This is a genomic window from Rhizobium sp. X9, from assembly GCF_018873185.1.
In the GTDB taxonomy this organism is placed as follows: Bacteria; Pseudomonadota; Alphaproteobacteria; order Rhizobiales; family Rhizobiaceae; genus Agrobacterium; species Agrobacterium oryzihabitans.
Genome location: NZ_CP071312.1, coordinates 14,678 through 28,655, shown reverse-complemented (window position 1 = coordinate 28,655; position 13,978 = coordinate 14,678). Strand labels below are relative to the sequence as shown.

Below are 13,978 nucleotides of genomic sequence, written 5' to 3'. Positions count from 1 at the left end.
CACTCGCGTGACTTGAAGGCTGTGTAGGATTCCCTCTGAAGAACAGCGGACGACCCGAAGGTCGCCGGTAGCAATTAAATCTGAACGGAGAGCATAAACCTTATCATTAAGTATTATTTAATGAGGAAAACGTAGTATTCGATAATTATTTCAGCGGAAACCATTTAGCTGCCATCGGAGGATCGCACGTGAGTTTTCTTGATCGTGGTGCCAATGCTTTCGCGGTTATGGCCGCGCTCTCTAAATCTCAAGCCATCATAGAATTTGATCTGTCTGGAAAGATTCTCACCGCCAATGAGAACTTCTGTCGCGCGCTCGGTTATGAGCTTTCGGAAATCGTCGGCAGGCATCACAGCATGTTTGTCGAACCCGCTGAGGTGTCTTCGCAGGACTACAAGACCTTCTGGGCAAAGCTTTCGGCAGGCGAGTTCGATCAAAGGCAATATAAGCGCATCGGCAAGGGCGGCAGGGAAATCTGGATCGAGGCCTCCTACAATCCGGTGTTTCGCCGCGGCAAGCCGGTGAAAGTGGTCAAGATTGCCACCGATATTACCGCGCGCGAGCTGAAGGCGGCGGAAGATGCCGGCAAGATCGATGCCCTGTCGCGGGCGCAGGCCATCATCGAATTCTCCCCGAGCGGCGAGGTGCTGACGGCCAACGAGAATTTTTTGTCGGCCCTCGGTTATTCGCTGGCGGAAGTGCAGGGCAGGCATCATCGGATGTTCTGCGAGCCCGCCTACACGCAATCTGCCGACTATGCGCAATTCTGGAAAAGGCTCGCCGGGGGTGATCTCGTGGCGGATGAGTTCATGCGGCTCGGCAAGGGTGGCCGCAGGGTTTTTATTCAGGCCTCCTATAACCCAATCTTCGATCTGAACGGCAAGGTGTTCAAGGTGGTCAAATTTGCGACCGACGTGACCGGCCGCGTGGAAAATGTCGAGACACTCGCTCAGTCTCTGACCGAGCTTGCCGAAGGCGATCTCTCGCAGAGCATCGATAAACCCTTCATTCCTTCGCTTGAAAGGCTGCGGACAGATTTCAACGCGGCCTCGGAAAAGCTGAAAAAGGCCATGACGCTGGTTTCTGAAAATGCCGGCGCCATTTCTTCCGGCTCGAATGAAATACGCTCGGCGGCCGACGATCTTGCCAGACGCACGGAGCAACAGGCCGCCTCGATCGAGGAAACGGCCGCAGCGCTTGAAGAGATCACCACCGCCGTCAATGATTCAAGCCGCCGGGCGGAAGAGGCGGGAAAGATCGTCACCCGTGCCCGCGACCATGCCGAACATTCGGGCGCGGTGGTGCGGGATGCGATCGGGGCGATGGACCAGATCGAAAAATCGTCGCGCGAGATTTCCAATATCATCGGCGTGATTGACGAGATCGCTTTCCAGACCAATCTGCTGGCCCTGAATGCAGGTGTGGAAGCCGCGCGCGCGGGTGAGGCGGGCAAGGGGTTTGCCGTGGTCGCGCAGGAGGTGCGCGAACTCGCGCAACGTTCGGCAACGGCCGCGAAGGAAATCAAGAGCCTTATCAACGCATCCGGCGCGCAGGTGGAAAACGGTGTCGGCCTCGTCACCAGAGCGGGCTCCGCCCTGCAGGAGATTGCGGCGCAGGTACGCGATATCAACACAAACGTCGTGGCGATCGTGGAAGCCGCGCGTGAACAGTCCACCGCTCTTGCCGAAATCAACCAGGCGGTCAACACTGTCGATCAGGGAACGCAGCAGAATGCCGCGATGGTGGAGGAGCAGACGGCCGCCAGCCATAGCCTTGCACTGGAAGCGGCGGCCCTGTTCGAGCTTCTCGGGCAATTCCGCTTCGATGACGCGACGCGATCGGCATCGTCTTCGCGCATCAGCTTAGGGCAGCAAACTGCGCCGATCAGTTCGCGACGTCCCGCATCCCGTGCGCTTGCGGCACGCGGTTCGGCTGCAGTCGCTGCCAAACATGAGGAATGGCAGGACTTTTAGAGCGCTTCGCGTATAGGTGGGTCCAGTTTGAGGCCGTGACATTCGTTAACCGACGTCCCGGCCTCCTCATTTTTGAGAAGGCACAGGAATGAGGAAAGGCCGAGAAAAGACCGAAAAACCGAAACTTCCGTTGAAGAACAGCCGAAGCTCTGGGCATATCGTATCGATTGGCTGATAATCGGCACATCGCGTGTGGAGTTTTCGGGGACGTTCGCTTGGTAGGGATATCGACAGGCCGCCTAGCTTTTGCCTTCTGTCTGCTGGCCATTAGCTCTGGCGTAGCCGGGGCGGAAGAGCCGGCAGAGAAAAAGGCGTCCTGCGCTTACGCCCACGACGTTGCGCCGGAATTGTGCATCCGCGTCGGCAGCTACAATAATGACCTGTGTCATGCCATGGAGGTTCTGGCCGGGCGCCATGCCGTTCCGCCGGATTATTTCGCCCGGCTCATCTGGCGGGAAAGCCTGTTCCGGGCCGATGCCGTCAGCCCGAAGGGCGCCGAGGGCATCGCCCAGTTCATGCCGGGAACCGCCAGACTGCGCGGCCTTGAAGACAGTTTCAACATCATCGCCGCGCTTGAGGCATCCTCGCGTTATCTGTCGGAGCTGAAGACGCAATTCGGGAATTTCGGTCTTGCGGCGGCGGCCTATAATGCGGGCGAGGCGGGATTGCGGACATTCATCGCCACCGGTCGCCTGCCTATGGAAACCCGGGATTATGTCTTTGCGATTACCGGATACCCCGTGGAAAGCTGGAAGGACAATCCGCCGGAAAAGGCGGCCCCGGCGCTGGATGACAGCAGGTCCTTCATCGATGCCTGCCTGAAGCTGGCCGATACCCGCACCATGAACGATCCCGTGCTGATTTCCTCGGCCGACTGGGCGCCCTGGGGCGTGCAGCTTGCCGCGCATTATAATCCGGCGGTGGCAAACCGGCTTTTCACCCGTGCGATAGGTCAGCTGGCAGAGCCGCTTAACGCTGAACGAGCCTTGATCGTGCGCCAACGCGGCGGGAATTTCGGTTCGCGCCCGCGTTATGCCGCCCGCATCGGCCGCGAAACACGTGGTGAAGCCAATCAGCTTTGCGGTGCAATCCGGCAGGCCGGCGTTCCCTGCACCGTGTTTCGCAACAGGTAGGCGACTGTCATTTTAAGCCGATCATAACAAGTTGATCGGCATTTCGTTTGCGCCTCCTTCCAGCGGCAAACCATCGACCCTAGATTTGCGCCCGGGCCATGGTCGCGTCTTGTGCGACCACAGGCATTTTACGAGGGGAAGCATTAAAAATGAGATGGCTTGAAACCGGAGGCCTGGCGGCTGCGCTGGCAATCGTCAGCGCCTGCTCCACCACCGGGCAGACGGAGATTTCCCGCACCGTCGCAGGCTTTGTGGGACAGCCCCGCGACGCCGCCATCGCCAGACTTGGCCGTCCGAACAAGGTCATCATCGAAAACGGCGCAACCGAGTCCTATTGGCTGAAGGTCGATGTCGAGACCTATGCCGGCCTCAGCAACAGGCGCGAATATAAGACCGTCAATGGCCAGGCGCAGATATCGGAAACCGAGGGCATGAAGATCAAGGAGCACCGCCGCGACTGCATCATCAAGATCACTGCGGACGCCGCTTCCACCATCAGGACGAGCGAGATCATCGGTAATCCGGCCAGTTGCGAAAATATTCTAAATCGTCCGGCCTCCTGAACCGCGCTCCGGGGGCGGAACGCAGCTCAGGAGGTTGCAAGGGGGCTCAGAAGCGATAGTTCAGCCCGACCTTGATGGCATGCATGTTCAGCGAATTAGAGGCATTGCGGCCGTTTGTTATTCCCGAAGTGCCGGCGTGGTCGACATATTCGTAAACCGGCGATTCATAGGGAGCGCAGACTTCCGGATAGATGGCGCAAAGCCAGGCCATATTGGGATCATTGGCCAAACCGGGGTCGATCATCTCGGTGCCGGTCTGCTCGCTGGTCTGGTAGTCCTTGCCGGTGCCGGCGCGGGCATTCTTGAACTTGAAGGATTTGGCGCGGAAATGGCTGTAGCTGTAATCCGCCCTGATCGACCAGTTTTCATTCAGGGCATATTCCGCGCCAAGCCCGATGGTGAAGCCGGTTCGTGTGCCGGAGGCCTTCTCGACGAAGAACGCCGTTGTTTCGGAACCCATGGGGTTGGTAGCGCTCGCACTGTCTGAGATATACTGGTCGCGCCATTGGGTTTCCCGGGCAAGCGCCAGGCCGGCGGTCGAATAAACCAGCAGCCTGTCGTTGACGGCGTAACCAAGCTTTGCCCGCAACCCGGCAGTCCAGTCGATGTCGTAGCTGGTGGTTGCGTCCACATGCCCGTTTTTCGCCAGTGTTGCATCGGTGGAGGCGAACTTTTCGATGCCGCGAAGATAGGTTTTGGTGTAATCGGCCTCGACGCCGACGACGAAGCCGTTTTCGAGCTGCCGGTCATAACCCGCATGCAGCCCGAATGCGCCGCCGCGCATGTTGAAATCGGCGGATTCCCGCGCGGCTGCATCGCTGAACGTTCCATCCAGAGAGGTCGTGCTGCCTGCGATATTCAGGAAATCGCTGCCCGCATGAGCACCCACATTAAAGCCGGTCCAGTCGCGAACGAAGGCGTTGTTCGTCGGGCTGCTGAAGGGGGAGAGGCCGGGCAGGGCTTCGCCGCCGCCAATGGTTGCCGTAAGGCTGGCATAGATCGTCCGGCCCGGTCCCGGCTGTGTGACGAGGCCGAGAGGATCCACATAGAAACGATCGAACAGGTTTTCCACGCGCAGGCTCGCGGTCATGTTGTCGTTGATCTTGTATTCGGTAAACAGGTCGACCAGCGTATAGGGTTCCCAGTCCACGAGAGCGATGAATTCGGAGGCGCCCTGCGCCGTGACATCGCCGTGACCGATGGCGCGCGGTCCGACATAGGAGATGCGGCCGCCGACCGTCAGCCGGTCCTCGAGGAATTTCTGCGAGAGCGTCAGGTCCACCGTATATTCCGGCTGAACATGGTTGGTCGCATAGTCGCCGTAGAGGGACTTGCTGTCGCAGGTCTGTGTCGTGCGGCAATATTCGACATTCAGGAAATAATTGGCCGAAAGGTCCGCCGAAAAGCCGCCATTGGTATAACGGCCGGAGAGTTCGAGACCTGAAAATTTAGCCCGGGGAATGTTGCCGATATTCAGGGTCAGCACCGGTTCGGTCACCACGGTGCGCGAGATGTAATTCTTCACGTCCCAATTGAAATAACCGAACTTGATCATGGCGGTATCGTCGTCGGACAGAATGCCGTCGCGAATGATGTTGGTGCCGATTTCCCAGTTGCTGGATCGCTCCGGCTGGACGCCGGCATTGGCGATCACGCTGTTGAAGGCGGAGACGGATTCGATGATGGATGGCGATCTGAGCGTATTCGAATAGTTGGCGTAGAACTGCGTATTGTCGAACGGTTCCACCGTCACGCCGGCAGAGGGGCTGAAACCCCCGTCATCCACGGTCAGGCCGATGGGTTTGCCCTGGGCCTGATATTTTTCGTAGGGGTCAAATCGATCCTTGAGCCAATAATGCGAGTATCGCAGGCCGCCATTGAGGGTCAGCCAGTCAACGGGCTTGTAGGCCGCCTTGGCGAAAGCGGCACCTTCATGACGAATGGCATCGCGCGGCGTCAGCCAACCCTCGAGAACAGCGGCGTGCTCGCTGCCATTGGTGTCCTCGGCCCGGTAGGAAATGCCGTAGTTCAGATCGAAGTCGCCGTAATCCGAGCTGAACTGAGAGCGGTTGGTGATCTCCGCGCCCCACATATTGGTGTCGGTGCCGACCCGGAAACCGGATGGCAGGCCGATTTTTTCGGGCGTCAGTCCGCGGCCTCCGCGCACGGGATTTCGGACTTCGAGGTGGTTGAAGTAGAAATTCGACTTGAAGTCGATGAGATCATTATCCTCGGGGTTCCAGTTGTATCTCGCCGTGAACGTGTCGAGGCTGGTGCTGACCGTCTGTTCCTGTTGCTGCGCCTGTCCGGTATTCGACGTCAGCCGCGAGGCAAGCCGGTCTCCGGCCTCGCTTCTATATCCCATATAACCGATCTGGAATGTCTGGTCGTCCGAAAGGCGTGCGGTCACTTTTGCCAGAAGAGATTGCGTTTCCAGTTCGGTGTTGAGGACTTCCTCACCCCCGCGATAGTTGACCAGGCCTTCATTGATCATCGTGTTGGGAAGAATGCCGCCCCAATATTTCGTGTCGCCTATGTTTTTCGGAGAGGCGACGGGGCCATGGCTGCCGGCGTGGTAGTTGCCCTGGCGACGATGCGCGTAGCCCGCAACAACATCGATGTCTTCGCCCTTATAGGCGCCGATCACGCTGCCCGAGCCGGTCGTTGGCTTGAGGAAGGCGGGCCGGTCCATGCCGTCGGCAGACGGCGTCGCGGTGCCCGCACCGGACTGGTAGCTGTAACCGCCCAGCGCGCCGTCCTTCGGGCTTGACGAATTGGTGCCAAAGCCGCCTTTGACCTTGAGGCCCCATTTCTCACCATCCTTGACGATGTCATCGGCACCGACCGTCCTCATCGCGACGGATCCGGCATTGCCGAAGGAAGAGGCATCGGCCCCCTTGGTAATGTCCACACCGGCGATGAAATCGGGATCGACATAGGTGCGGTTAGAGACGCCCTGATAGCCCTGATAGACCGTCACGGAATTCTCGGCGCCGTCTATCGTCGTGGCGACGCGGCCCATTCCCTGCATGCCGCGAATATTGACATCGATGGCGCCCGCGCCGTTGCGCGCCTCGCCGGACATGACGCCAGCCGTGCCGCGAAACATGTCGGCCGGGCTTGAGCCGCGGAAGCGGTCGATATCCTCGCCCGAAATATAGGCCGTCGGCGCGTCGGTTCCGTAGGGTGCGTCAGGGCTGCCGTATCGCCCGCTTTTGCCGGTGACGGTGATTGTTTCGAGTACGAGCGAACCGTCCGCCGAGGTCGCCTGCGCCTGCGATGCGTTGGAGACCGTCACGCGATCGGGTGCCGTAAAGCGGAAGCTCAGACCGGTGCCGTCCAGAAGCTTGCCGAGCGCATCGCGCGGCTGAAGGGTACCGGCCGCGCCGGAGGTTTTCAGCCCCTTCGTCAAAGACGCATCGTAGAGAATCTGTATGCCGCTTGCCGCGCCAAATCGCGTCAGGGCCACGTCGAGAGGGCCCGCGGGAATGGAAAACTGGCGCAGCTCGTGCGCATGAGCCTGGGTGTGCGCGTAAAAAGAGACGGAGCATGCCAGCGATGCGCAGAATGCCGCCAGCCTCAAGCGCGCTGCGCGACTACCGGATTTTTGTCCCGCCGCCAATAAATTCATCCCCGTAACCCCTTCAGTTTCGCCGCGACGATGCGGCCTCTGATAGGGAGGACGACCGAGGCGCAGAAACCCGAAAAGATTTCTGGAGTTTTTTGGTAATATTTTCCGAATCCTACGAAATCTGTGGCAGCGAAGCGGTTCTGAACCGGTTTCAGACGAGAAGAAGTATCCCGCCGGCACCGATAGCCCGCAGATGCAGGGTCTCTTCAAGATGGGCGATAATGTCCTGTGGCCGGTCGAGCTGAAAAACGCCCGAGACATGCAGGGACCGAAGGCTTTCGCGTGTGATGATGATCTTGCCGCGCCGGTGCCGGTTCAGGCTGGCGACGATGTCTTCGAGGGGGCGGTTGTTGAAGACCAGCAGGCCTTCGCGCCAGGCGGAGGCGGTTTCAAGGTCGATTGCGGATTTTTCCCTGAGACCCGAACTCGCATAGGCGATTGCCTCGCCGGGAAGGAGCTGCGCATTGCCGAGACAGTGCACGGTAAGCGGGCCGGACAGGCATTCCACCGTTACGCCGCTGGCGTTGTGTGTCACGCTGAACGAGCCGCCGGAGGCCTCGACATAACCGGCGCCGGCATTCACGACAAATGGCATGTCGGATGCCTGCCTGACGGTGAAGACCGCAGCGCCCGCCGTCAGATCGAACCGCCGTTCACCGTCGAGAGACAGGGCCGTGCCACCATCGAGAAAGGCGGTCGACCCGTCCGGCAGGGTCACATTCTGCTGCTCGCCAACCCCCGTTGAAAAATCTGCAAGCAGTGCGCCCATGGACGGCATGTAACCAAGTTCCGGCAGCGCGACGGCGACGCCGGCAAGGCCGGCTGCCAGGCTGCCGCCAATCATGAAAGACCGTCTGGAGGTGACAGCTACACGCGTGCGCGTTTCGGCTTGCAGAGCCGGACCGAGATTGCGCCAAAGCGCCGACGCCTCGATGAAGGCGCGTTCGTGGTCGGCACTGAGGTTGCGCCAATGGCTGAGCGCCTCCGTATCCTCAACCGTTGCCGCGCCGGAGTGCAGCCTGACGATAAAGGATGTGGCCTTCCTTCTGAGCGCCTCGGATCCGTCGTTCAACACTCAACCCCTATCAAAAGCGCGCCTTGGTGCAGGAATTTTTCACCTGAACCTCATTAGCTCTAACGATTGGCAACCGGAAATCCGAAAATTATCTGCGTCGCTCATGTCCCATTTTCTCCATGCAGTAATTGATCGCGCGGTTGATTTCCATTTCCACCGTGCGGGTCGAGACATGGAATTCCTCCGCGATCTCGGCATGGGGGCGAAACTCCAGCCGGGCTGCGACAAGCATTTTTCGCTGGCGATCCGGCAACTCGCCGATGACGCGCATGAGTTCCCGGATCTGGTCGCGATCGATCACCTGCTGGTCCGGTCCCGGCTGTGCGTCGCGAATTGAAAGGGCATCCTCGATCTGTTCGGTCGTTGCGCGGTGCTTGCGGCCGCGCCCGTGATCGATTGCAAGCGACCTTGCAATCCGCTTGAGATAGGGCACGGGGGCTTCGGACGCATTCGAACTGTTCCTCGCCAGCTTGATCCAGGCTTCGTGGGCAAGATCCTCGGCATCCTCCCGGGAACCCGTCATCCGCGTCAGATATCGCTTGATGTCCGACTGCGTTTTCAGGAATGCCGAAAGGAATTTGTCGTCGCGTTGCGTCATGACCGACCTGAGGATTGCGTTTGAGGCGATACCCCGCACGGCGACTCATTTCAATACTTAACTGAAATAATCATGTTAAAATGGTTTTGCTGATTGCCGTGGTGCTGCGCCATTGACCGTGCTTTGGCCACGCCCTTCCAGCAGATGTGACCCGGTTTCTGTGGATGACGGTAACCGCTGTTGTGACGTTAAGCCTCTGCGCATATGCTGCACTACTCAATCTCAATTTCCGGCCAAGGCGGACAGGACCATAATGACCTCCCAGTTGGATTTTTTCGCTCCCGCAGCCGCGCGGCTTCCAAAGGCCGAAAAAGAGCGAAAAGCGGCTGGACGGGAAACGACACAGAAGACGGTTCCTGACGATGAGGCTCTGGCCGGATATCTCGAATCCACCGGCAACTACCGTATCCTGCGCAGGTTGCAGCCCCGCGCGGTCATCGAGCGGCCGCGGCCGGGTTTCCCCCGCCGAGGCGTGATCCTCGATACCGAGACGACCGGCCTTGATCATCGAACCGATGAGATCATCGAAATCGGCGTCATCGCCTTCACATTCGATGATCAGGGGATGATCGGCGATGTCACCGGCATCTATGGCGGTCTGCGACAGCCGGGCGTTGCCATTCCCGAAGAGATCACGCGCCTGACAGGTATTACCGATGACATGGTTGCCGGACAGACGATAGACATCGACCGGCTGACCTCGCTTGTCACAGATGCCGATCTGATCATTGCCCACAATGCCGGCTTCGACCGTCCCTTTTGCGAGACCTTCTCGCCGATCTTCCGCGACAAGGCCTGGGCCTGTTCCGTAAAGGAGATAGACTGGCGGGCACGGGGCTTTGAAGGCAACAAGCTCGGTTATCTGATCGGCCAATCCGGCTATTTCCACGATGGCCACCGTGCTGTCGATGATTGTTTCGCGCTGCTGGAGGTGCTGGAACAGGAGCGTCCCGGCCAGACAGGAACGCCCTTTGCGGAGCTCCACGAGGCAAGCCGGCTGTCAAGGGTCCGCATCTACGCGGAAAACAGCCCGTTCGAGATGAAGGATCACCTGAAAAAGCGCGGCTACCGCTGGTCGGACGGGTCGGATGGCCGGCCGAAATCCTGGTGGGTGGAACTGCCGGAGGAAAGGCTCGAAGAAGAGCTGCATTTTCTCCGGACAGAAATCTACCGCTGGGATGCCGATCCGACGGTCAAATATCTGACGGCGTTCGATCGGTTCAAGGCCGGGTAGGGCAGCGGCAACTTGGCGTATGCCGATCAGCCTCGCCGCGTAAATCTCCCGGCAAGATCGCATACAATTTCTACAGTCAATCGAAAACAATCGCTGCAAATTTGAGCAGCCGAGCGGTCGGGTCCGCAAGCCGTTCTGAAATCGCCTTTTAGATCAATGGCAAAGCGGATTGGCACGCCTCCTGCATGACAAGGTTGTCGCAGGAGAGTGTTCATGAGCAAAGCCGCAGCAATCGACATCGCTTCCGTTTCCAAGATCTACGGCAACACCACTGCCGTGCATGCGATAAGTCTCAAGATTCCGGCGGGAAGCTATTGCTGCCTGCTTGGCCCCTCCGGCTGCGGAAAGACCTCGACGCTGCGAATGATTGCCGGCCATGAAAGCATTTCCAGCGGCGATGTCCGGCTGGGCAATGTGGTGGTCACCGATCTGCCGCCCGCCCGGCGCGGAACGGCGATGATGTTCCAATCCTATGCGCTGTTTCCGCATCTCGATCTCATCGACAATGTCGCCTTCAGCCTCAAGATGAAGGGTGTGGACAAGGAGACGCGCCGCGCCAAGGCGCTCGATATGCTGCGGCTGATGCAGCTCGAACCCTATGCCAGCCGACGCCCTGCCCAGCTTTCCGGCGGCCAGCAGCAGCGTGTGGCGCTGGCGCGCGCGCTCATCACCGATCCCGAGGCATTGTTGCTGGACGAGCCGCTTTCTGCGCTCGATCCTTTCCTCAAAATTCGCATGCGCGCCGAGTTGAAGAAGCTGCAGACCTCGCTTGGCATCACCTTTGTTCACGTCACGCACAGCCAGGAAGAGGCCATGGCGCTGGCAGATGTCATCGTCGTCATGAATGATGGCCGTATCGAGCAGGCGGCGACGCCACGCGAGGTATTCGAGCGCCCGGCGACCGCTTTCGTCGCCCGTTTCATGGGCGACCACAATGTCATTTCCGGGCGTTTCAAACAGAAGGCCGACGAATTCGTCACGTTGGAAGTGGCTGGCGGCGGCGCATTCACGGCCAGCGGCACCGCCCCTCATGATGGCGCGGTCGATATCGCCATTCGGACCGACCGCGTGCGCGTGGGGGAGGCGGATCAGCCGGGCTTCGGTTTCACCGGCATCGTCTCGAATGTCGAATATCGCGGCGCGAGCGTGAAGATCGCCGTCAGCGGCGCTGGTATCGAGGATTTCAACGTCATCCTCAGCGATGCCGCCTTTTTTGAAAAGCCGGTCAGGACCGGCGACGCCATACCGCTTTCATGGAATGCGGCCGATGCCATCGTGCTCGGCCGGGTAGAGAAGTGACCCCAATAATAACCAGAGGAGAACTTTGAAATGACCGATACCTCAAAGATCAAAACAGGCCTTTCCCGCCGCGGCCTTCTCAAGGCCGGTGCAGCGGCGACGGGTGCGGCGATCGGCTCCGGCCTCATCACCGGCTTCCCGACCATCTGGGCTCAGAACCCGATCACCATCCGCCAGTTCGGCACGGGTGTGTCGAACCTCAACGCCATTGCCGAAAAGTGCAAGGCCGATCTCGGCATCACGCTCGAAATGACGGCGACGGATTCCGACGCCGCCGCCCAGCGTGCGGTGACCCAGCCGAATTCCTATGACATCGCCGATATCGAATACTGGATCCTGAAGAAGGTCTATCCGGCCGGCGTCATCCAGCCGATGGAAATCAAGAAGCTGAAATATTACGACAAGATCGTGCCGCTGTTCAAAAACGGCAAGCTGAAGCCGGACAGCGTCGTGGCGCAGGGCACGGCCCCGCACACCGTCGGTTTCGTCGAAAAGCCCGGCGACAAGAAGTTCGCCAAGGGCGAGACCGATTATTTCACCATGGTCCCGACCATCTACAATGCCGATACGCTTGGCATCCGCCCCGATCTCGTCGGCCGCGATATCTCCAGCTGGGCCGATATCATGGACCCGAAGTTCAAGGGCAAGACCTCGATCCTCAACATTCCCTCCATCGGCATCATGGATGCGGCGATGATCATGGAAGCCCTGGGCAACATCAAATATGCCGACAAGGGCAACATGACCAAGGAAGAGATCGACAAGACGATCGACTTCCTCATCAAGGCGAAAAAAGACGGCCAGTTCCGCGCCTTCTGGAAGAGCTTCGATGAAAGCGTCAACCTCATGGCCTCGGGCGAAGTCATCATCCAGTCCATGTGGTCGCCCGCCGTCGCCGCGGTCCGTTCCAAGGGCATCGCCTGCAAATATCAGCCGCTGAAGGAAGGTTATCGCTCCTGGGGCGGCGGTCTTGGCCTTGCGAAGCACCTCTCCGGCGCCAAGCTCGATGCGGCTTACGAATATATCAACTGGTACACCTCCGGCTGGGTCGGCGCTTATCTCAACCGTCAGGGCTATTACTCTGCCGCCATGGAAACGGCAAAAGAGCATATGTCCGCCGACGAGTGGGGTTACTGGGTCGAAGGTAAACCGGCGCAGGGCGACATCATCGCCCCGGACGGCAAGGTCATGGAAAAGGCGGGCGCCGTGCGCGACGGCGGCTCCTTCGAGGAGCGCATGGGCAAGGTCGCCTGCTGGAACTCCGTCATGGACGAGGACCGCTACATGGTCCGCCGCTGGAACGAATTCATCGCGGCCTGATGTAAAACACAGGACTGGTGGCGGCTTGTCGTCACCGGTCCTGAAAGCGGCAGGCACCCCAACCTCTCCTCCGTCATCCTCGGGCTTGACCCGAGGATCTAACGAACCACCACATCGGACGTGGTTAGATCCTCGGGTCAAGCCCGAGGATGACGTCGAGAGTGCGGAGGACTTGTCAACATGCTCGCTGGCGACATCGCCGCCGGTGCTTCAGCAAATCCAGCGAAAGGCTTCATGATGGTGACGGTCAGACTCATCGGCGTCAGCGACAAAAAGGACAGGCCGCCCCGCAGCTTCGTGCTGCCGCAAAAGCTCGTGTCTTATGTTCAGGCCACGCCGCTTTTCCTGATCCTCGGCTTCTTTCTGCTTCTGCCGATCGTCATGATCGCCGTCGTCAGCTTCTGGGACTATGACTTTGCCCAGATGTATCCCGATTTCGTGACCTTCAACTATCTGGAAACGCTCGGTTCCTGGGTCACCTGGCAGACCTATCTCAATACCCTGAAATATGCCGCCATCGTCTGGGCCATCACGCTGTTCTGCGGTTTCTGGATCGCTTATTTTCTCGCTTTCCATATCCGCACCACCACCATGCAGATGGTTCTCTTCCTCATCTGCACCGTGCCGTTCCTGACATCGAACATCATCCGGATGATCTCCTGGATACCCGTTCTCGGGCGCAACGGGCTGGTCAACAGCACGCTGGTCAGCGCCGGCATCGTGCCCGCGCCGATCGAATGGCTGCTCTATTCGGATTTCGCCGTGGTGCTGGCCATGGTGCATCTTTATACGCTGTTCATGGTCACGCCGATCTTCAACACGCTGATGCGCATCGACAAAGCGCTGATTGAAGCGGCGCGCGATGCCGGCGCGACGGGCTGGCAGACGCTCTGGAACGTCATCATTCCGCTTGCCAAACCCGGCATGGCGATTGGCAGCATCTTCGTCGTGACGCTGGTGATGGCCGATTTCTCCACGGTTCAGGTCATGTCCGGCGGGCAGAGCGCGTCGGTGGCACTGATGATGAAGAACCAGATGTCGCTGCTGCAATATCCGGCGGCGGCCGCCAACGCCGTCATCCTGCTCATCCTCGTTCTCCTGATGGTCGCGGGCATCCTGCGCATCGTCGATATCCGCAAGGAGCTGTGACCC

General features: G+C 59.4%; 10 protein-coding genes. 7 read left to right on the top strand and 3 right to left on the bottom strand.

The window, feature by feature from the left end; translation table 11 throughout:
- Positions 1-188: 188 nt before the first annotated feature.
- From JZY08_RS15255 to JZY08_RS15245, 3 genes are all read left to right on the top strand, one after another.
- Positions 189-1,973, top strand: a complete 1,785-nt coding sequence (locus JZY08_RS15255) for a PAS domain-containing methyl-accepting chemotaxis protein (RefSeq protein ID WP_216332301.1) — start codon at positions 189-191, stop codon at positions 1,971-1,973.
- A 215-nt stretch (positions 1,974-2,188) separates the two neighbouring features.
- On the top strand, positions 2,189-3,106 hold the full coding sequence (locus JZY08_RS15250; RefSeq protein WP_216332299.1) for a transglycosylase SLT domain-containing protein: 918 nt from the start codon (positions 2,189-2,191) through the stop codon (positions 3,104-3,106).
- Positions 3,107-3,255: 149 nt separating this feature from the next.
- The gene (locus JZY08_RS15245) at positions 3,256-3,669 is read left to right on the top strand and encodes a hypothetical protein (RefSeq protein WP_216332297.1); all 414 of its coding nucleotides are present in this window, start codon (positions 3,256-3,258) and stop codon (positions 3,667-3,669) included.
- 46 nt (positions 3,670-3,715) lie between these two features.
- Here the strand turns inward: JZY08_RS15245 and JZY08_RS15240 are convergent, their stop codons facing one another.
- From JZY08_RS15240 to JZY08_RS15230, 3 genes are all read right to left on the bottom strand, one after another.
- The gene (locus JZY08_RS15240; RefSeq protein ID WP_253204111.1) at positions 3,716-7,138 is read right to left on the bottom strand and encodes a TonB-dependent receptor; all 3,423 of its coding nucleotides are present in this window, start codon (positions 7,136-7,138) and stop codon (positions 3,716-3,718) included.
- 313 nt (positions 7,139-7,451) lie between these two features.
- The gene (locus tag JZY08_RS15235; RefSeq protein WP_216332295.1) at positions 7,452-8,375 is read right to left on the bottom strand and encodes a FecR domain-containing protein; all 924 of its coding nucleotides are present in this window, start codon (positions 8,373-8,375) and stop codon (positions 7,452-7,454) included.
- Positions 8,376-8,463: 88 nt separating this feature from the next.
- Positions 8,464-8,973 (bottom strand): sigma-70 family RNA polymerase sigma factor, encoded by a 510-nt coding sequence (locus JZY08_RS15230; protein WP_216332293.1) that lies wholly within the window; start codon positions 8,971-8,973, stop codon positions 8,464-8,466.
- Between the two features lie 253 nt (positions 8,974-9,226).
- On the opposite strand from JZY08_RS15230, the gene JZY08_RS15225 reads away from it, so the two are divergent.
- The 4 genes from JZY08_RS15225 (at position 9,227) to JZY08_RS15210 (ending at position 13,975) form a co-directional block, all read left to right on the top strand.
- A complete protein-coding gene (locus tag JZY08_RS15225) occupies positions 9,227-10,207 on the top strand; it encodes a 3'-5' exonuclease (protein WP_216332291.1) in 981 nt (326 codons plus the stop codon).
- 213 nt (positions 10,208-10,420) lie between these two features.
- Positions 10,421-11,506 (top strand): ABC transporter ATP-binding protein, encoded by a 1,086-nt coding sequence (locus tag JZY08_RS15220; RefSeq protein ID WP_216332289.1) that lies wholly within the window; start codon positions 10,421-10,423, stop codon positions 11,504-11,506.
- A gap of 30 nt (positions 11,507-11,536) precedes the next feature.
- Positions 11,537-12,826, top strand: coding sequence for a PotD/PotF family extracellular solute-binding protein (locus tag JZY08_RS15215; protein WP_035225495.1), 1,290 nt, complete (start codon positions 11,537-11,539; stop codon positions 12,824-12,826).
- Positions 12,827-13,063: 237 nt separating this feature from the next.
- Positions 13,064-13,975, top strand: coding sequence for an ABC transporter permease (locus tag JZY08_RS15210; protein WP_216333411.1), 912 nt, complete (start codon positions 13,064-13,066; stop codon positions 13,973-13,975).
- Positions 13,976-13,978: the final 3 nt, after the last annotated feature.

What these genes read in the sequence shown, in the direction of transcription:
- JZY08_RS15210 (WP_216333411.1), top strand. Translation starts at nt 13,064, where the DNA reads ATGGTGACGGTCAGACTCATCGGCGTCAGCGACAAAAAGGACAGGCCG.
- JZY08_RS15215 (WP_035225495.1), top strand. Translation starts at nt 11,537, where the DNA reads ATGACCGATACCTCAAAGATCAAAACAGGCCTTTCCCGCCGCGGCCTT.
- JZY08_RS15245 (WP_216332297.1), top strand. Translation starts at nt 3,256, where the DNA reads ATGAGATGGCTTGAAACCGGAGGCCTGGCGGCTGCGCTGGCAATCGTC.
- JZY08_RS15230 (WP_216332293.1), bottom strand. Translation starts at nt 8,973, where the DNA reads ATGACGCAACGCGACGACAAATTCCTTTCGGCATTCCTGAAAACGCAG.
- JZY08_RS15225 (WP_216332291.1), top strand. Translation starts at nt 9,227, where the DNA reads ATGACCTCCCAGTTGGATTTTTTCGCTCCCGCAGCCGCGCGGCTTCCA.
- JZY08_RS15220 (WP_216332289.1), top strand. Translation starts at nt 10,421, where the DNA reads ATGAGCAAAGCCGCAGCAATCGACATCGCTTCCGTTTCCAAGATCTAC.